The 18,490-nt window shown below is 64.9% G+C and carries 15 protein-coding genes; 4 read left to right on the top strand and 11 right to left on the bottom strand.

The genetic code is table 11. The annotated features are described in order from the left end of the window. The first annotated feature begins 14 nt into the window (after positions 1-14). Positions 15-923: an NmrA family NAD(P)-binding protein gene (locus tag ARTSIC4J27_RS18445; protein ID WP_050056644.1), complete on the top strand. Its 909-nt coding sequence runs from the start codon at positions 15-17 to the stop codon at positions 921-923. Between the two features lie 154 nt (positions 924-1,077). Here the strand turns inward: ARTSIC4J27_RS18445 and ARTSIC4J27_RS18440 are convergent, their stop codons facing one another. Together ARTSIC4J27_RS18440 and ARTSIC4J27_RS18435 are read right to left on the bottom strand one after the other, a co-directional pair. Next, positions 1,078-4,128 carry an alpha-amylase family glycosyl hydrolase gene (locus ARTSIC4J27_RS18440; protein ID WP_152683916.1) on the bottom strand — a complete coding sequence of 1,017 codons (3,051 nt, stop codon included), beginning with the start codon at positions 4,126-4,128 and terminating at the stop codon, positions 1,078-1,080. Positions 4,129-4,486: 358 nt separating this feature from the next. After that, positions 4,487-5,539 carry a lactonase family protein gene (locus ARTSIC4J27_RS18435; protein ID WP_083435530.1) on the bottom strand — a complete coding sequence of 351 codons (1,053 nt, stop codon included), beginning with the start codon at positions 5,537-5,539 and terminating at the stop codon, positions 4,487-4,489. Positions 5,540-5,743: 204 nt separating this feature from the next. Between ARTSIC4J27_RS18435 and ARTSIC4J27_RS18430 the strand changes: the two genes are divergently transcribed. Beyond that, positions 5,744-6,565, top strand: coding sequence for a putative protein N(5)-glutamine methyltransferase (locus ARTSIC4J27_RS18430; protein WP_050056642.1), 822 nt, complete (start codon positions 5,744-5,746; stop codon positions 6,563-6,565). A 75-nt stretch (positions 6,566-6,640) separates the two neighbouring features. On the opposite strand, the gene ARTSIC4J27_RS18425 is transcribed toward ARTSIC4J27_RS18430, so the two are convergent. The 8 genes from ARTSIC4J27_RS18425 to ARTSIC4J27_RS18390 all read right to left on the bottom strand — a co-directional run bounded on the left by ARTSIC4J27_RS18425 (position 6,641) and on the right by ARTSIC4J27_RS18390 (position 16,644). After that, positions 6,641-8,464, bottom strand: a complete 1,824-nt coding sequence (locus ARTSIC4J27_RS18425; protein WP_050056641.1) for an HNH endonuclease signature motif containing protein — start codon at positions 8,462-8,464, stop codon at positions 6,641-6,643. Positions 8,465-9,194: 730 nt separating this feature from the next. Then, entirely contained in the window at positions 9,195-9,698 is a 504-nt protein-coding gene (locus tag ARTSIC4J27_RS18420; protein ID WP_050056640.1) for a hypothetical protein, read from the bottom strand. Between the two features lie 123 nt (positions 9,699-9,821). Next, on the bottom strand, positions 9,822-10,088 hold the full coding sequence (locus tag ARTSIC4J27_RS18415; RefSeq protein WP_050056639.1) for a GlsB/YeaQ/YmgE family stress response membrane protein: 267 nt from the start codon (positions 10,086-10,088) through the stop codon (positions 9,822-9,824). A 133-nt stretch (positions 10,089-10,221) separates the two neighbouring features. Then, positions 10,222-11,055: an aldo/keto reductase gene (locus tag ARTSIC4J27_RS18410; RefSeq protein ID WP_050056638.1), complete on the bottom strand. Its 834-nt coding sequence runs from the start codon at positions 11,053-11,055 to the stop codon at positions 10,222-10,224. 30 nt (positions 11,056-11,085) lie between these two features. Continuing rightward, the gene (locus ARTSIC4J27_RS18405) at positions 11,086-13,638 is read right to left on the bottom strand and encodes a rhamnogalacturonan lyase (protein ID WP_050056637.1); all 2,553 of its coding nucleotides are present in this window, start codon (positions 13,636-13,638) and stop codon (positions 11,086-11,088) included. A gap of 164 nt (positions 13,639-13,802) precedes the next feature. After that, entirely contained in the window at positions 13,803-14,831 is a 1,029-nt protein-coding gene (locus ARTSIC4J27_RS18400; protein ID WP_050056636.1) for an SDR family oxidoreductase, read from the bottom strand. Next, positions 14,825-15,796: an aldo/keto reductase gene (locus ARTSIC4J27_RS18395; RefSeq protein ID WP_050056635.1), complete on the bottom strand. Its 972-nt coding sequence runs from the start codon at positions 15,794-15,796 to the stop codon at positions 14,825-14,827. Before ARTSIC4J27_RS18395 ends, ARTSIC4J27_RS18400 begins: the two co-directional genes overlap by 7 nt. Before the next feature lie 26 nt (positions 15,797-15,822). Then, the gene (locus tag ARTSIC4J27_RS18390; protein WP_050056634.1) at positions 15,823-16,644 is read right to left on the bottom strand and encodes an aldo/keto reductase; all 822 of its coding nucleotides are present in this window, start codon (positions 16,642-16,644) and stop codon (positions 15,823-15,825) included. 220 nt (positions 16,645-16,864) lie between these two features. On the opposite strand from ARTSIC4J27_RS18390, the gene ARTSIC4J27_RS18385 reads away from it, so the two are divergent. Both ARTSIC4J27_RS18385 and ARTSIC4J27_RS18380 read left to right on the top strand, forming a co-directional pair. Next, entirely contained in the window at positions 16,865-17,770 is a 906-nt protein-coding gene (locus ARTSIC4J27_RS18385) for a helix-turn-helix domain-containing protein (protein WP_050056633.1), read from the top strand. Between the two features lie 131 nt (positions 17,771-17,901). Beyond that, entirely contained in the window at positions 17,902-18,117 is a 216-nt protein-coding gene (locus tag ARTSIC4J27_RS18380; RefSeq protein WP_050056632.1) for a hypothetical protein, read from the top strand. A gap of 85 nt (positions 18,118-18,202) precedes the next feature. Here the strand turns inward: ARTSIC4J27_RS18380 and ARTSIC4J27_RS18375 are convergent, their stop codons facing one another. Then, the gene (locus ARTSIC4J27_RS18375; RefSeq protein WP_050056631.1) at positions 18,203-18,415 is read right to left on the bottom strand and encodes a dodecin; all 213 of its coding nucleotides are present in this window, start codon (positions 18,413-18,415) and stop codon (positions 18,203-18,205) included. Positions 18,416-18,490 lie beyond the last annotated feature (75 nt).

The raw sequence follows: 18,490 nt of genomic DNA, 5'->3' as shown, positions 1-18,490 counted from the left end.
GTCAGGAGAAGGCGATGCGTGAAGGATCAGTACTCGTTGTAGGCGGCACGGGCATGGTGGGCGGCCAGGTTGTCACCGAACTGTTGAACCGGGGTAAGCACGTTCGTGCCCTGGTACGCCCCGGCTCGGACGCCTCCCGGCTGGAGTCAGCCGGGGTGGAAATTGCACGCGGGGACATGATGGACCCGGACTCGTTGGTCCGCGCCATGTCTGGTGCCGACGCGGTGGTGACCTCGGCCGCCGGTTACACCAGGCACCGCAAGGGGGACAACCCGAACATCGATACTGTGGGCAACTCCAACCTCGCTGATGCTGCCAAGCGTGCCGGGATCCGCCGATTCGTGCTCACCAGCATCCTCACCTGCGACCAGACGCCGGAGGTGCCGCATTTTTGGCACAAGCGGCTGATGGAGGACAGGCTGCAGGCCCTGGGCGTCCCGTTTGTCGCATTGCGTCCGGGAGCTTTCCTGGACCAGGTGACCCGGTTTGGCGGCGACCCCATCACCAAGCATCGGGTCAGGTGGTTCGGCTCGCCGGGAATCCCGCTGACTTTCGTGCTCACCCCGGATCTGGCGGCATACCTCGCGGCCGCCGTTGACGCTCCGGGGGTGGAGGGTCAGCGGATCGATATCGGCTGGGACAGGCCCATCTCCATGCAGGAGTTCGCCGATATTTCAGAGCGGCTGACCGGCGAGGAGATCCGTGTCCAGTCCGTTCCCGTCGGGGTGGTTCGGGCAGCGGGTGCCGTGATGGGTCCGGTCAACCCGATGGCGAAGGACCTGGCGGCCATGATGGGCTGGTTCCAGACCGGCAGGTACGTTGCGGACACCGCGCGGCAGACCGAAGTTTTCGGCCCGCCGCCCACCGCGGAGGATGCCGTGCGGAGGCTTGTCACGAGCCTGGGGCACGCCGTCAAGGGTTGACGGCCTGCCGGTAAGCGGTCCGCCAGCAACAACGCGGGGGCCCACCACCCGCGCCCGGGCCTCAAGCTCGGCCAGGGAACCCTGCGGGCGTGGGCCCACCACTCGCGCCCAGGCCTCAAGCTCGGCCAGGGACCCGGCGTGTGGGCCCACGTTGCTATTGCGCCGCGCTGATCAGATGCGTGAAGTGGTCGTAACGGAAGGTGACTGGGCCGCCGTCGTGCGCAAACGGAATGTTGCCGCCATTCGGCCCGCCGTTGGCGCCATAGTTGACGTTCCAGGACCGGTCCAGGGCCGCCTTGAACTCGTAGCTGCCCGCCGGCAGGTTCGGAACGGTCAGCTTCCACACCAGGTCTGCCGGATCCAGTGCCAGCTGTGCCTGGTCGCATTCGGGCAGCCAGTCGGCGCTGCACCCCAGCTCAGACCCCAGGCTCCCGGCCACAGACACGGCCTTCGGCTGCTGCGACGCATACACCGTGCTGAGCTGGTGCGTGCTGTTGTCGTAGCGGAACGTCACCGGGCCGCCCGGGTGGTCCAACACGATGTTTGATCCGTTGAAGGCGCCATCAGCTCCGTAATTCACGTTCCAGTTGCCGTTGAGTGCGGCCTTGTACTCGTACTTTCCGGCGGGAAGAGCATCAACGGTCAGGCGCCAGATGTTGTCCGCGGGGTCCAGGACCATCATGGCCTGGGTGCACTCGGGGTCCCACGGCTTAGCGCAGCCCATGGCCTGGTTCAGGGAGCCTGCCACGGTGACGGAATCAGGCTGCGGCGCGTCGCCTACCGTGACGGTCCGGACTTCGCTGGATGCGTTGAAACCGGTGCCGGACATGGTGGCGCGGTACCGCACCTGGGTGCCGTCCCCGAGGCCCGACACGTCATCCTTTACCGAGTACACCGGGGAGGAGTCGTCCGAACCCACCGCGGTCCAGTCCCCGCCGGCCACACTGCGTTCAAAGGACACCACGTGGCTGGCCTTCTCCGGGTCGGCTGTGGCGCTGAGCTCCACGGAGCCCTTCACGCTGCTGCCCTCAATGGGCTTCTGGAGAGTGAGGACTGGCGCAGGAACGGTGGCGGCGCGGGGCTGGGAGGCAGCGGTGTGGCCGCCGTTGTCCAGTACGGTGGCGCGGTACTCCACGGGAGTGCCCGCATCCAGGGCCGCCACGTCATGGAACACCTGGTAGGGCGCCGTGTCGTCAGTGCCGATGGGCTGCCACTCGCCGCCTGCCGTCCTGGCCTCGAAGGTGACCTCGTAGAACGAGGAACCGTCGACGTCGGCCGTCACTTTAAGCCGCCCGTTGTCACCTTGCGCCGGGGCCGGCGCCTGGAGGACGACGGCGGGTGCCGCCTTGGAGTGCGGAATCCGGCCGGAGGACTGGTACACCAGAGCGGAAAGCGCGGGAACCGTGACGGCGAGCTTGCCGTCTTCCGAGGTCTTGGCCTCATCCGCACCTTCACCATAGATCCGGGTGTAGTTGCGCTTGCCGATGTAGGTGGGAACCTCGGCGGTCTGCGGCTGCTCGCTGTTGTTCAGGGCCACCACGTACTCACGCTGGTCCCCGGCGTCGGTGCGGGAGAAGGCATAGATGCCGGGACCGTCCGAAGCGTACCGGTGCTGGTGGGCGCCGTCGCGCAGTGCCGGGTGTTCCTTGGTCAGTTCCGCGAGCTGGCTGATCTTGGCGTAAAGCGGATGCCCTGTGTTGAAGTTGTCCGTGCCGTGGGTGGCATCAGTGCCCAGCAGGTCGTCGTCGAGGTACTCCGGCACCTGGCTGGCAAAAAGCGTCTGCCGGGCGTCCTGGTCGCCGCCCGGGCCGGTGAAACCTTGCTCGTCGCCGTAGTAGATCACCGGGTTGCCGCGGGAGAAGTACATCAGCTCGTGGGCGAGCTGGTCTCGGGCCACCTGTTCAGCGTCGGTTGATCCGGGGTTGTCCGCGGCAATGAAGCTGCCGATGCGGCCCATGTCGTGGTTGCCCAGGAAAGTGGGGAGCTGGTAGACGTTCGAATCAGCGTCGGTGTACCAGTCATCACCGGCGAAGAATGTTTCCAGCGCGGTGGCGTCATGGCCCTTGGACGCGAAGTTCCGTGCCGCGTCCTGGAAGGGGAAGTCCAGTACTGCCTGCATGCTGTTCCGGGTGGTGAACTGCGAGGTGAAGCTCTTGGTGGTGTCGAAGACCTCGCCGAACATAAAGAACTCGTCCTTGCCGTGCTCTTTGGCGTAGCTGAGGACGTCCGGGCCGAATTCCTGCCAGAACTCGTTGTTGACGTGCTTCATGGTGTCGATCCGGAAGCCATCCACGCCGAAGTCGCCAATCCAGGTTTTGTAGATGTCCTTCATCCCGTCCACCACCTTGGGGTGTTCGGTGAAAAGGTCATCCAGGCCGAAGAAGTCACCGTAGAACGAGTCCTCGCCCACAAACGTTGTGTCGCCACGGTTGTGGTACAGCGTGGGATCGTTCAGCCAGGCGGGAACCTTCAGGTTTTCTTCGCCCGGTTCCAGCACCGGTTTGTAGGGGAACGACGTGGCTGGGCTGAGCTTGGGGAAGTTCCCGGTGCCCGCGTAGTCCCGGTCATCGAATGCGGCTCCCTCCGCCGTTCTGTACGGAACCGCGTCCTTGGAGACATAGCCCTTCCGGGCACCCTCCTCGTAGCCAATGACGTCAGCGGTGTGGTTGGTGATGATGTCGAAGTACACCTTCATGCCGCGGCTGTGCGCTTCGTCAATCAGTGCCTTGAGTTCGTCATTGGTGCCAAGGTGGGGATCGATCTGGGTGAAGTCAGTGATCCAGTAGCCGTGGTAGCCGGCGGACTTGTCCTCGGGCTGGACCGCCTTGTTCTTGAAGCTGGGGGTCAGCCAGATGGAAGTGGTGCCCAGGCCCTGGATGTAGTCGATCTTGTCGAGCAGGCCGGCCAGGTCGCCGCCGTTGTAGAAACCCTTTTTGGTGGGATCGAAGCCGGACACCATGGGATCACTGCCCAGACCGCCGTCGTCGTTGGTGCTGCTCCCATTGCTGAAGCGGTCGGCCATAACGAAGTAGAAATTCTCGTCCGTGACGGGCGCCCGCAGGCTGTGCAGGGCCGACGTCGAGCCCGGGTTTTTGTTGCCTTGCCCGTTCGACCCCGGGTCCTTGCCGCCGGGGGCAGCCTGGGCGGGAAGAACCGAGGCAGAAATGGCGACCACGGCGGCAACGAGGGCAGCGGCTGAACGCATTGATGTTCTGCTGACGGGTTGAACCCGCTGGCCGGCGGTAAGGCGGCTGGATGATGGACGGGGTGTGATGGATAATGTGAGGCTTGTTCTGGTGTTCGTTCCGGCGCGTGGGGATGCGCCGGGGAGGGTGCGGAATATCAAGGAAGAGACCTTTCCTGGTAGCTGCGCTGCTGTACAGGCTTGCCGGGGCAGGGGGTGTGGCATGAGGCTGCCGGGTCAACAAGGCCCCCTTGCCCCTGTGAACCACGTCACAACTGTAAGCGCTTGCACTGGATAACTCCAGCGTTTAGGAAAAGCCTTGGGCAACCCGGATTAGTGCACCTGGGCTATGTCCTGCGGTGGCCTGCTAACGGCCTGCTTACTGTCCGGGCGCCGGCACCAGGGCAGTGGGCGACGGTGTCCGCAGGTCGTGGACCAGGGGCCCGGGGAGCCCGCTTGCTGCGTCCAGCTCGAAAGTGGCGATGTTGTCCGAGCGTTCGTGGGCAACGTGGAGCCATTGTCCCCTGACAATGTGGTGGCGCGGCCAGTTGCCTCCGCTGGGGAAGTCCTGGACGGGGAGCAGCTCCGTCCCGTCGGCAGCGACGTCCAGGACGCTGACCAGGTTGGAACCGCGGACGCCGACGTAGGCGTGATTTCCCTGCCGGTCGAGGCAGATTTCCGCGGCGGAGTCATCCGGCATGCTGCCGCCGGAGGTCGCGGGGCCCCGGAAAACGAGTTCGAATGTCCCGGCCTCGGGCCGGACCACGAAGACCTCGATGGAGTATTCGGAAACCACAAAGACGTTGCCGCTGGCGTGCTGAACGAGGTGGCGGGGTCCGCAGCCGAAGGGAAGGGCGACTTCGTGATCTGCTTCCAGTCCTGATCCGGGCACGTAGTTCCAGATGCGGAGGGTGTCGTGCCCCAGGTCTGTTGTCATGATCCGGCCGTCCTGCAGCATAAGGCTGGCGTGGGCGCGGCTCTGCCGGGGTTCACCCGGGGTCTGGGCGGAGTGTGGATCCACTGAAGCGGGCGCGGGAAAGCGTGCCGTGATGCCGCCGTTGGAATCCAGTTCGTAGAGCAGTACTTGGCCATCTCCCCAGCAGGTGGCGGTGAGGAAGCGTCCCTGCGGGTCTACCGCCACGTGGCACGTCGCTTCTCCAGCGGGTTGCGGGTCGCCCAGGGGCTCAAGGCCGAAATCGCCTGTTCGCCGGAAGGCCCGCACCATCTTGCGCTGCTCGGCCACCGCGTACACCACGGGCAGCTTGGGGTGGACAGCAACGAACGACGGCGAATCCGCCTTGCTTGCCGTACCCCGCCATTCCAGCGTCCCGTCAGGGTGGGCGGACAGGGCTCCGATCCCTTCTGCCCGGCCGCCGCCGTCGGGAGTGTAGGTGCCGATCCAGATGATGGGGTGCTGGGCGGGGGAAGTCATAGCTCCATCCTGCCAACAAAGTGCCCGCATTCGGTGGAACTGCGGTTTAGCATTGGATTCCAGCCATGGCCAAAGGAGGTGAGCCCGGTTACTGCTTCATCTGTTTCGGGTACTCCCTTCCAGGGCCGCACGGGCCGCCAAGGCTAGTTAGGTCAACCGCTGGAAGACGTGCGAGTGCCCGCCGGCCCACCGGAAGGCGTTCCCATGCCGCGTCCCGCATCAGTTGCCAGTCCCCGTTTTGCCGAAATTGTCACCCTGCTGAGGGCGGCCGGCTGTGTTTTCGCCGAGGAAGAAGCGCAGTTGTTGTTGTCCGAGGCGCCCGGCCTCGATGAGCTCACGCAATGGATTGGCCGCCGTGTTTCTGGTGAGCCGCTTGAATGTGTTCTTGGCTGGGCCGGCTTTAGTGGTCTTCGCATTGCTGTTGATCCCGGTGTTTTTGTGCCGCGCCGCCGTACGGAACTCCTCGTTTCTGAAGCCGTGACTCTGCTGAGGCAACGCCTCGCTGCCGGTGAGGAGCCCGGCGTCGTTGTTGATCTTTGTTGTGGATCCGGAGCTGTGGGTGTTGCGGTTACGTCCCAAGTGCCGGTGAAGGAACTTCATGCCGCCGACATTGATCCCGCCGCCGTGGGCTGTGCTCGCCGGAACCTCGCAACTTTAGGTGGGCAGGTCCACCAAGGGGATCTGTATGCGGCCCTCCCTTCCCGGCTCAGGGGGCAGGTGCAGCTCATTGTGGTCAACGCTCCGTACGTTCCCACGGATGTGCTGCCGACGATGCCGCCCGAGGCCAGGATCCATGAGCCGCGGATCTCGCTCGACGGCGGCCCGGACGGTTTGAGCCTCCACCGCCGGGTCATCGTCGAAGCCCCGGAGTGGTTGGATCCCTCCGGACTTATCGCCATTGAAACCAGTGAACGCCAGGCCGCAGGAACCGCTGGAATCATGGCGGCGGCGGGGCTGGTGGCACGAACTGTTCACTCGGAGGAGTTGGACGGAACTGTAGTGGTTGGCACTCTCCGCTCCCAGTAGTGCACCGCTGTCAGTGTCTCTTTTGCTGCCGCTTCGGTTTGGGGGTGTCCGCTGGTTTTGACGGGGAACCCTGGTTTATTCGCGGGGTGGTGGGGGTGGTTTGAAGTAGGTGTTTTGTTGGGGTTTTTGGTGGGGGTCGAGGTGTTTTGGGGGTGTGAACCATGGGGTGTTGTTGGTGGTGGTGATGGTCCATTGTTCTTTGTGGATGAGGTGGTGGTGGCCGCTGCAGAGCAGGACGCCGTTGTTGGTGTTGGTGGTGCCGTGGTGGGACCAGTAGGTGATGTGGTGGGCTTCGCACCAGGGTGCGGGGATGGTGCAGTTGGGGAAGGCGCAGCCTTGGTCGCGGGCGGTGAGGGCGGTGCGTTGGGCTGGGGTGAAGAGTCGGGTTTTGCGGCCGAGGTCCAGGAGTTCGCCGTGGGTGCCCAGGAGTGCGGGGATGATGTCGGCGTCGCAGGCGATTTTGCGCAGGGTTGCGGCGGCGACGGGGCCGGTGAACACGAAGTTCCCCGTGCCGGTGCCGGTCTGGGTGCCTGTGTTCGTGTCGGTGCCGGCGTCCGTCCCCGTGCCTGTGGCTGTGCTCGTGGCAGTGCTTGTGTTTGTGGGGGTGGGGTGGGGGAAGAGGTCTTGGTAGTTGATGGTGGCGATGATTTGGGGGCGGTTGCCGCCGGTGGCGGGCAGGGTGTTGGTGGCCAGGGCTAGTTTGGCGGCGCCGACGAGTCCTTCGAGTTGTTTTTGCGGCCGGGTGCGCCGGTCCAGGTCCGGGCCGGTGTTGTTCTCGTTCCAGACCCGGTCCTGAGTGTTTCCGTCCTGATCGCCGCTACTGCCACTGCTGGTGGTGGTTGTGGTGGTGCGGGGGTTGGTGGCGGTGTTCATGACGGTGAGGAGGTGTTCGTATTGGTCGGTGGTGGCGAAGATTTCGAGGTGGTGCAGGCCGTGGCGGGGTTTGCGGATGAACGCGCCTTGGGTGTGGCGGAGGGCTTCTTCGCTGGGTTCGGTGCCGTCGGCGTCGATGGTGTCGGCCCAGCGGCGGGCGACGCGGGCGAGGAAGTCGGGGTCTGATGTGGCCGCGGTGGCGGTGAGATTTTCCTCGATCAGGGCCAGTTTCGCGGGTGTGGTGAGGTGCTGGAGCCGGTTCAGGGTCAGGGCGATGATGGTCCCGGCCCGGGACGAGACCGCCGGGCAGGCAGCGGCTGTGCCCTGCACTCGGTTGTCGGCGGCCAAGGGCTCTTCGCTGCCGATGGTGTCATCGCTGCCGGTACCCGTGCCGGTGCTGTCCCCGGTGCCAGTGCCGTCTTCCGGACCGGTGCTGGCTTCGGTGTTGGGAGTGCCCGGGCCGGTGCTGGCGCTGGTGCTGGCGCTGGTGCTGGTGCTGGTGCTGGGGGTGAGGGCGGTGGCGAGGTGTTGGCGGGGTGCGGGGATGGTGTCGCCGGTGAGGGTGCTGGCGGGCAGTATGTCTTTTGCCAGGGCCAGGCGGCGGTTGGCTTCGCTTTTACCGATCCGTAGGAGGAGCCGGAGGGACTCGCCGGTGTTGGCGCAGCCGTCATCGGCCGGTGAGGTGAGGGGTGCTGTTGGTTGGCCGGGCCAGTTGGTGTCTGTTTCGTCCAGGGCTTCGACTGCGTTGAGGGTTTCGACGCCGTTGTCCCAGCCGGTGACCCAGACCTTGCCGGAACGGGACCGGTTGGCGCGTGCGGTGTCCGCGGCGGCGATGGCCTGGGTGCGGGTGCGGTCCACGGTCCCGGCCGACAGGACCTGCAGGTACTCCACAGTCCGGGAGAGGTCCTCCACGTCAGCGGCGTAGCTGGCGGCCTCAACGTAGCTGGCCCCGGCAAGGATCGAGGGCGCGGCAGCAGCGGCCTGCGCCACGAGCCTGCCGAGCTCCGCCAGACCCAGCGGCGGCACGGAGGGAATCTGCCGCCCCGGGCCCTGTTACGGGCACCGCAGACTCGGCATCAGCCAGCGACGGCGCGGAGACTGCGGAATCAGCCTGCTGTGGCGGCGCTGATTGGGATTCAGCCTCTGCGAACGAGGCTGGTTCGGCATCAGCATCTGCGGACCCTGCTGCCGACCCTGCTGATGCGGCATCAGCCACCGTGGGCTCGGCAGTCTCCGTGGGCACGGCCTGAAGGGGCCACCCGGGACTAAGTGGGACGGCTGCGTCGTCCAAGTCGGCGGATGCGTAGGGACTGGAAGCGGTGAAGGAACCCGACTTGCCTGCTGCCGGATTATTGAAGCCCGAAGGGGCCGGCTGGGTAGCAACCCCGGCACGCCCCAGCACCACGACGTTGCCGCCGTACTCCCCAGGACGTTCCCCAATGGCTTCCATAGGTCAACTCTGCCAAAGGGCACTGACAAAAGTGGCTGCAACCGAAGCTATGTGGAAAACTCCGAAGCGCCTTGCAACTGCAGCGCATGTCGGCCCAAAGAGTTAGCCAGAAAAGAGGCAAGGTGGCCAGTTCAAGCGCCAGCCAAGTAACACGCGGCTCGGTTAAAACGCCTGCTCGGTTAAAACGCCGCCGGCCGCCGCGTCCCCCAAGGATCGCGACGGCCAGCAAAACCATCTAGTTGTAACACATGAGCGGGCCTGGTCCCTTGTCACAAGGGGAATGCCACGTCATGAGCAGGCGAATACCTACGCCTTGGACTGCGCTTCCCCGCTGGAGGTATCCAGGTTGAGCGTTTCCGGGTGCGTGCTGTGCGCCGGGATATGGCTGTCGTCAAGGTCAGCGGCCGAGGCAGGAGTGCCTGCAGCAGAAGCCGTGCCTGTTGCAGAGGCAGTGCCAGTGGTGCCGGAGGTACCCGACGTGCCAAGCCCGCTTGAAGTTCCGGCAGGAGCACCTGCGGAAGTGCCGCCGTCGGACGTTGAAGGCTTGCCGTCGCCGGACGAGCCGTCGCGGTGCATGGCAGAACCGATCACGGTGCCTGCACGCCGGGCCGCCTCAGTCAGTTGATCCGCAACCTCAGGGGCTTTTTCCTTGATGGCCTCGGTGGCAACGGTGACCTTGTCCTGGACAGGTTTGCTGTCCCAGATTCCGGCTGCCCGTGCCTTCAGCTTGTCGTAGGCCGCACGGCCGGAGCGCGAGCCGAGAACGTACCCGGCGGCGATTCCGACGCCCAAAAGAAGTTTGTTTTTCATGATGAACTCCTGCTCCTTGAGAAGGTTTTCAGTTCCGGCCCAGGAGAAACCAAGAGGCCGGGAAAGGGAAAAACCGGCCCAGGGATGGTGTCCCCGGGCCGGTTTCCATGGCTTGCGCTCCGCTTAGCGGCGCGCGCCGCGGTTCGTGACCAGGCCGTAGACCAGCAGCACGATGAGCGCACCGCCGATGGCCAGCAGCCACGTCTGCAGGGAGAAGAACTCCTGCAGTCCGGTGCCGAAGATCATTCCGCCGATCCAACCGCCGAGGAGTGCTCCAACGACGCCCAGGACGAGGGTGATGAGCCAGCCGCCACCCTGCCGGCCTGGAAGGATCGCCTTAGCGATCGCACCAGCAATAAGTCCGAGAATCAGAAATGCAATAAATCCCATTTTTCGTTCCTCTTCCTAAGTAAAGGAGGCCTCCGGATCCCGGAAGCACTTCATCCTTCTGCCTCAATAGTAATCATGCTTACTATCTCTTTGCCAGCCCCGAAGATAACAAAAAGCGCAGTTCAGGCCTGTTTCAGTGCCCGGTTACGTCGGAATCATTGCCTGCTCCAGGACCCTCGTCGAGGATAGCCAATTCCGCGAGATCCTGCGGATCCAGGGCGAAATCGAAGACGTCCAGGTTCTCCCTCATCCGCTCCGGATTGGCCGTCTTCGGAATCGTTACAAGTCCGTGCTGAATATGCCACCGGAGGACCAGCTGGCCGGGTGTTTTTCCATGTTTTTCGGCCAGTTGGGACAGGATGGGAGCGTCCAGCAGGCTTGCCCCGGATCCACCCAGCGGGCTGTAGGACTCGGTGACGATTCCGTGCTTTTCGTGGAACTCCCGCTCCGCCGTGCGGGTGATGGCCGGGCTGAGCTGGATCTGGTTCACCGCCGGGACCACCCCGGTTTCGGCCATCAGCCGCTCGAGGTGGGCCTGTTTGAAGTTGGAAACACCGATGGAGCGCACCTTGCCCTCCGCCTGCAGCCGCTCGAAGGTTTTCCACGTGGACACGTATTGGTCGCGCTGGGGGAGCGGCCAGTGGATCAGGAGCAGGTCCACGTAGTCCAGCCCCAGCCGCTCCAGCGCCCCGTCCAACCCCGCAATGGCGCGGTCGTTGCCCTGAAACTGCCCGTCCAGCTTGGTGGTGATGAACAGCTCCGCGCGGTCCACGCCGCTGGCCCGGACACCGTTCCCCACGCCGCCTTCGTTGCCGTACTTCACGGCTGTATCGATGTGCCGGTACCCGGCTTCCAGGGCTTGTACGACGGCGGTCGCCGCCTGATCGTCGTCCAGCGGCCAGGTGCCGAGGCCCAGTTGAGGGATGGAGTAACCGTCATTGAGTTTGAGCAGCGGTGCAAGTGTCATTTCAACAGTCTCTCCCTTATCGAGGTAAACCTACCCCTCAAACGCCCGCAGAATATTTTCGACGTTGTACGTCAGGGACACGCGGGCGGTGTCGGACACCTTGTCAGGGCCCTTTTGCTGGCCCAGGAAGTCCACGAAGCGCTTCAGCGCCTGCGCTGCCTTGCCGGCGTCGCCTTCTTCGACGGCTTTCGCTGCCTGCTGCACGCTCGCCGTCAACTGGCTGCCTACCGGCCCTGCCACGTCCCCGGAATCCACCAGGTCCTCCAGCGCATGCTCCAGCGCCTTCACGCTTCCGGGCAGCCAGGCGGCCCGCAGGGGAACATCGGCGAAGTCCATGTCGGAGGCGAAGTAGAAGTCCGTGTACGCCGGCTGGTTGTAGGCGGTGTTCTGCCGCGCAATCTCCGCACGGTACTGCGGATCGTGCATGAGGGTGTACAGCTTGTGGTTGGTCACCTCGGTGCTGAGGTACATACGCAGCGCGGAGCTGTCAGCCGTTCGGACCAGGAGTTCCTCGCGCCAGTCGCCCACCACGTCCGCCACCAGGCTGGGGTTGCCCTTGGTGCTGTTGTTGGTGCGGGTATCGGTGGCCGTGAGGAGCCGGCCGCGCTTCCAGTCATCGATGCCGGGCGTCTGCTCGCCGGAACCGTTGACGATCTGCGTGGTCATGTCCGCGGCCCACTTGATGCTCATGTTGGTTCCGGGAACGGACGAGGAGAGCTTGTCGCCGTCGGCGGACTGCATGCCGATCGCCCAGTTCTCAATGCCCGGAACTGAGGGATCGACGTCGCCGATCATGCCGCGGCCGGTGTCCTTGCCGGAGTAGGCGCCGAAGAGGACCTCGCCGGTGGCGGCGTCGCGCATGGCGTAGCCATAGGGCGCGTAGGCGGCACCTTCGTGGACGGTGAAGATTTCCTTGCCGGGCCGGGCCGGGTCGATGTCCGTGACGTGCATGGCGTCGCCGTGGCCCAGCCGCGCTTCGTCGCCGGGTACGGCGCTGCCCGCTGGCAGGGTGTCGAACGAGCTGTACAGCAGGGACCCGTCGTGGTCGATGGTGGCCGAGCCGTAGACGATCTCCTGCTTGCCGTCGCCGTCAACATCAGAGGCGCTCAGCGAATGGAAGCCCTGCGTGGTGAGCTTGCCGAACTCCGGATCGGTGCCGTCCCGGCCGTGCGGGGAATCATTAAACGGGTTGGTCATGGGCGCCCAGCCCGAGTCCACATTCCAGACGGGGGCGAGGTCGGATCCGTCCCAGGTGTAGGCAGCGAGGGTGCTGCGGGTGTAGTAGCCGCGGGCGAAGACCGCCGCCGGCTTCTTGCCGTCCAGGTAGGCGACGCCGGCCAGGAACCGGTCCACGCGGTTGCCCGGTTCGATGCGGGCCATGGCGTAATCGCCCCACATCAGTCCGTCGTCGTGCCGGCCCGGCTCGTAGGCGACTGTCTTGAGTTCCTTGCCCGTGGCACCCTCGAACACGGTGAGGTATTCCGGGCCCGACACAATAAAGCCTTCAAAGCCGCGCAGGTTGTTCCGGGCGCTGCGCGACGGGGCGTAGACGTCCATGAAGTAGTCCGTCAGCGCTTCGGCGTCGGCCTGGGACAGCGGGTACTGGTACTTCGGCGCGATGCCGAACGCTTCCTCGAGCGTGGCGGGCCAATGGCCGGCTTTGACCTCCGGGTGCTCGGTCCAGCCCTGGAAGGTCTTTACCATGTGCTGGTAGTAGTCCGCGGCGCTCATGCGGTAGTCGTCCGAGTTTGAGTAGCCGGCGTTGATGTCAGACTGCAGCAGGGAAATGAAGTTCTCCGAGGCGACGCTGCCGTCTGCGTTGAAGTTGGTGGACTTGGTCCCCGGGGCGGTCTTCATCATCATCTCGGCCCGGCCGTCGCCGTCGAAATCATTGACCAGCATTTGGGTGTAGTGCGCGCCGGAGCGGATGTTGACGCCGAGGTCGATCCGGTGGAGCAGCCTCCCATCAGCTTTGTAGGTGTCCACGTAGGTGTTGCCGGTGTAGCCCACCTGGGAGACGTCCTTGGAGTTGTTGGGGTCCCATTTGACGACGAACTCGTACTGGCCGTCGCCGTCCACATCGCCGATCGAGGCATCGTTGGCGGCGTAGGTGTAGGCCTGTCCGGCGGGGGTTACGCCGTCGGCCGGCTTCTTCAGCGGGATGTCCTTGAAGTTTCCGCCCCAGGACGTGGCAGTCGCGCTCCGGTCCACTTCAACACCGCCGACGACGGCCCGCACCTGGTACTCGGACGCTGCGGTTCCAGCAGGGTCCTGGAAGTTGGTGCTGTCCGTGACGGTGGCCAGCTTCTGCCCGTCCCGGTAGACGTTGAAGTCCGTGCCGGTGAGGCCGGTGTCTGATGACCCGGTGGCCTCGTGGCCGAGCAGGCGCCAGCTGAGGAAGACTCCTTCTGACGTTTTGGCGGCCACCAGCCCGCGGTCCAGGTGGTCCAGCTGTACGCCGGCGGCACCGGCCTTGGGGGAGGAGCCGACGGCGGCGGCCGGGGCTGCGAGGCAGCCGAAAGTAAGGGCGACGCCGAGGGCGGCGACGGAGAGGAGGCGCGCGGGAGTACGGCTTGGATTCATCAGTGAATCCTTTCAATTTCAGAACGGGAAAACGCTTCCCCAGCAATTTAGTGGTGGGGTGAGGGGAAAACAAGCCTTGCGGTCTGGCTCGAAACGCAGTATTTAGAACGTTGTAGAAGCCGGCCGGCGAGTTGTCGCCGCCGGCCGGCGCGCAGTGTTGCTGCTCAGGCGCGGCCGCGGGCCCAGCCGGTCAGCCGGTCGCTCAGGTCCATAAATGTCCGGTCCACCACCTGGAGACCGGGGTTGGCGTCGTGCCACTCCACGATTTCGCGGGCGCCGTCGGCAAACGGGATCGTTGCGCAGTACTCCGGCACCAAGGCCTTGATTTTGGTGTTGTCGAAAATGACCGAATGGGAGCGGTCGCCCAGGAGGTTTGGTCCCAGCTCTTCGCTGTGCGCGGCGATGGTTTCCGAGGCCACGTGGATCAGTTCCGGTTCCGGAACCCCCGCTGCCCGGGCAAACAGCTGGTAGATCTGGTTCCAGGGCAGGTACTCGTCCGAGGTAATGGTGTAGCTCTCGCCCACCGCCTGCGGACGGCCCAGCAGCCCGACGAAGGCCTTGGCAAAGTCCCGGCTGTGGGTCAGCGTCCAGAGCGAGGTGCCGTCTCCGTGCACCATGACGGGCAACCCGGCGCGCATCCGGTGGATGTCCGTCCAGCCGCCCACCATCGCAATCTTGGTGCGGTCGTAGGTATGGGAAGGGCGCACCACGGTCAGCGGGAAGTCCTGCTCACGGTAGGCCTGGAACAGCAGTTCCTCGCAGGCGATCTTGTCCCGCGAATACTGCCAGAACGGATTCTTCAGCGGCGTGGATTCCCTGATGGGCAGCCGCGTTGGCGGCTTCTGGTAGGCGGAGGCGGAACTGATAAAGACGTACTGCCCGGTCCTGCCGGTGAACAGGTCCAGGCTGGCCTTGGCCTGGTCGCGGGTATAGGTGATGAAGTCGGCAACGGCGTCAAACTCCCGCCCCGCCAGCGCTTCGCGGACGGCCGAGGCGTCCCGGACGTCTGCGCACAGGGTTTCCACCCCTTCCGGGACCGGCCGGGTGGACCGGCCACGGTTGAGGATCGTCAGCCGGTGGCCCAGCGCGACGGCGCGTTCTGCCGCCGTCGCGCTGATGACCCCGGTGCCGCCGATGAAAAGGATGCTCTTCGGCGCCACCGTATCGGCCTCGCGAACGAGTGGGTTCACCACGCGTAGTCTTCCGGCGCCGTCCTGTGCCCGGGGAAGATGTCGTCGAGCCGCTTGAGGGCGTCGGCGTCGAGGGTGACGTCCAGCGCCCGGATTGCGGCGTCGAGCTGTTCCTGGGTCCGCGGCCCCACGATGGGTGCAGTGACGGCGGGCTGGTGCAGCAGCCAGGCGAGGGCGATGTCGCCGGGTTCCTGGCCCAGTTCATCGGCAAAGTCCTCGTACTGCTGGATCTGGTCCTGGTGCTTCTTGAGCGTTTCGGCGGCACGCCCCTCACTCCGCCGGACGCCCTGCTGCTCCTTCTTCAGGACGCCGCCCAGGAGCCCGCCCTGCAGCGGGGACCAGGGGATGAGGCCCAGCCCGTACTGCTGGGCGGCCGGGATGACTTCCAGTTCCACCTGGCGCATGAACAGGTTGTAGATGGATTGTTCGCTGACCAGTCCGGTGTAGTTCCGCCGGCGGGCAGCTTCCTGCGCCTGGGCGATGTGCCACCCGGCGAAGTTGCTGCTTCCCGAATACAGGATCTTGCCCTGCTGTACGGCGACTTCGATGGCCTGCCAGATCTCATCCCAGGGGGTGTCCCGGTCAATGTGGTGGAACTGGTAGACATCGATGTAGTCCGTCTGCAGGCGCTTCAGGCTCGCATCCAGGGCGCGGCGGATGTTCAGTGCGGACAGCTTTGATTCATTGGGCCGGTCCGTCATGGTGCCGTACAGCTTGGTGGCCAGGACGGTGTGCTCGCGGCGCTCGCCGCCCTTGGCGAACCAGCGGCCGATAATTTCTTCGGTCCAGCCGCGGTGCCCGGCACCGCCGTACACGTTGGCGGTATCGAAGAAGTTGATGCCGTTATCGTGCGCCGAGTCCATGATGCTGTGGGCATCGGCCTCCTCGGTCTGCGGGCCGAAGTTCATGGTGCCCAGGCAGAGCCTTGAGACCTTCAGGCCTGAGCGGCCAAGGTGGGTGTACTGCATGATTGGATCCTTTGGGTTGAGCGCTGCTACATCTGGGTGAAGGAGGCGACGGCGGGATCGGAACCCAGCCGGGCGCCTGACTCGAGGGCCGTGATGGCCGCGAGCTCCTCACTGGACAGCGTGAGGGCTGAGGCGGCGAAGTTCTCCCGGATCCGCGAGGCCTGGCTGGACTTGGGGATCACGATATTCCCGGCGGCCAGGTGCCAGGCGAGTACCACTTGGGCGGTGGTGGCATTGTGGGCGTTGGCGATGGCGGTGACCGCGTTGCCGTTCAGGTCGGCGCCGCGGCCCAGGGGACTGTATGCTTCCACGGCGATGCCCAGGCTCCTGCACTTGTCCGCCAGCTCCGCCTGCTGGTAGCTGGGGTGCAGTTCGATCTGGTTCACGGCCGGAACAATTTCGGCGGACTCCACCAGCTTGTCCAGGTGCTCGGCGAGGAAGTTGGACACACCAATGGCGCGGATCTCGTTGTTTTCGTACAGGCGCTCCATCTCCTTCCAGGCCTGGACATACAGCCCCTGGGACGGGACCGGCCAGTGGATGAGGTACAGGTCCACATAGTCAAGGCCCAGGGCTTTGCGGCTGTTCTGGAAGGCGGCCTGCGCCCGGTCCTGTTCGCCGTTCCGGAGCTTGGTGGTGACGAAGATGTCCTCGCGGGCAATGCCCGTAGCCGCGATGGCTGCTCCCACGCCGGCCTCGTTACGGTACGCGGCGGCCGTATCGATGTGGCGGTATCCGGCCTCGAGGGCGTCCTCCACAGCCCGCTGGGTGTCCTCCGGCGGTACCTGGAAAACACCGAAGCCCAGTTGGGGGATGGTGATGCCGTTGTTCAGTGTCAGCTCTGACATGGATGGCTCCTTGAAAAGGTCAGGGGTGCGGGGTGCCGATGGCTCGACCGGGAGAAAGCGTTTTCCGCTTGGCTCGTTATTGAGCCTATGCATTTTTGGCTGCCCTGTCAGTAAGCAAGGCTGATCTTGTTTTTCCTAGGACTGCCAGTCCTACCTTCGTTGTAGAAAGCAGGCGGCCGGTTGTGGAACCTGGTGGGCCGCGCGGGTCACAATGGTCTGCATGGGTCAAAGCGCCGAGTTCGGAAAATTCCTCAAAGCGATGCGGTCCCGGCTGAGTCCGGAGGACATCGGAGCCGGTCCTGCCTCCGGCGCCCGCAGGGTGCCCGGACTGCGGCGCGAGGAAGTGGCCCGGCTGGCCGGAGTCAGCACGGACTACTACGTCCGGCTGGAACAAGGCCGGAACATCCACCCTTCACGCACGGTACTGGACTCGGTGTCCCGGGCGCTCCGGCTCAGCAGCAGCGAGCATGCACACATGATGGACCTGCTGGAGAACTGCGCGGCGTCGCCCCGGTCTGCCGGGCAGCCGGCGCAGGGGGTCCGCCCCGCATTGCGCCATCTTCTGGAAGCTGTGGGGGACGTGCCGGCGATGGTGCTGGGGCGCCGCAGTGACGTCCTGGCAGGAAACAGGCTGGCCTTCGAGCTTTTCACCGATTTCCCTGCGCTGCCGGCGGCGGAACGGAACCTGACGCGCTGGCTCATTCTCGACCCCGCTGCCCGCGAGTTGTTCCGCGACTGGAAGACCGTGGCCGCGGAAGCCGCAGGAGCGCTCCGCCTCGACGTTGGCCGGCACCCGAATGACGCGCAGGCCAACCATCTCGTGGGTGAACTGGCGGTCAACAGCGAACACTTCCGGCAATGGTGGGCTGGACACCGGGTGGCCAGCCGGTCCGCCGGGACCGTCCGCCTCCACCACCCCGCCGTCGGGGACCTCGAACTGAACTTTGAAAGCCTTGTCCTCCCGGACGATCCCGACCAGACGCTTCGGATCTATTCCGCCCGGCCCGGCTCGCCGTCGGCGGATGCCCTCGCCCTGCTGGGGAGCCTGGGCGCCGCAACCAAGGCCCCGCGGCCGGACATTATTTCGGAGGACGCACCTGCCGCCGTAGCCGAAAGCGGCGAATAACTCCCGCCGCTGCAGGGTGCTGTACATTTGGCCAGCTCCACGGGCTGATTCTGGCCAGGAGCCCATTGGGAAGCTGCTGCCGCCTTCCTAGGCTGGAAGCACGAACTGCTTACCCAAGGATGGTCTCAACGATGAAACGCATCGCACTGCTCAAGGAACGCCAGGCCTCACCCGCCGGCACTCCCTCCACCGCCACCGGATCACACTGCCCCGTGTCCGGTCTCTGGAGCCCTGACCAGGACCCGCACACGGTGCTGTCCTTCTTCGAAGGCCACGTTTTTCCAGCGTTCGACGGCGTTCCCACCGTGTGGCGGCGGCGTACAGCGGGCACTGTCTCGGCCAACTAGGTCCTGCTTAAACACCAACTGACCCGCAGCTAACGTCCCCGTTTCGGGTTTTCGCGACGTTAACTGCGGGTCAGTTGTGATTGGACTAGTGCTCTTCGAGCCGGAAGCCGAGCTTGATGGTCACCTGCCAGTCAGCGATCTTGCCCTCTTCCAGGTGCCCCCGGATCTCCTTCACTTCGAACCAGTCAAGGTTGCGCAGTGTCTGGGAGGCCTTGGCGATACCGTTTCGGACGGCGTCGTCCACTCCCTGTTCCGACGTGCCGACAATTTCAGAAATGCTGTACGTGTGGTTGGACAACTTCGCTCCTCGTGATTGCCTTGGGGCTCCCGGTTGCGGGCCGTTCTTGAAGACTAGTAGCACTTCAAGAACGTT

It is taken from the genome of Pseudarthrobacter siccitolerans (assembly GCF_001046895.1).
GTDB classification, from domain to species: Bacteria; Actinomycetota; Actinomycetes; order Actinomycetales; family Micrococcaceae; genus Arthrobacter; species Arthrobacter siccitolerans.
Note: the sequence above shows the minus strand (reverse complement) of the source record. Positions and strands in the feature narration are given on the sequence as shown.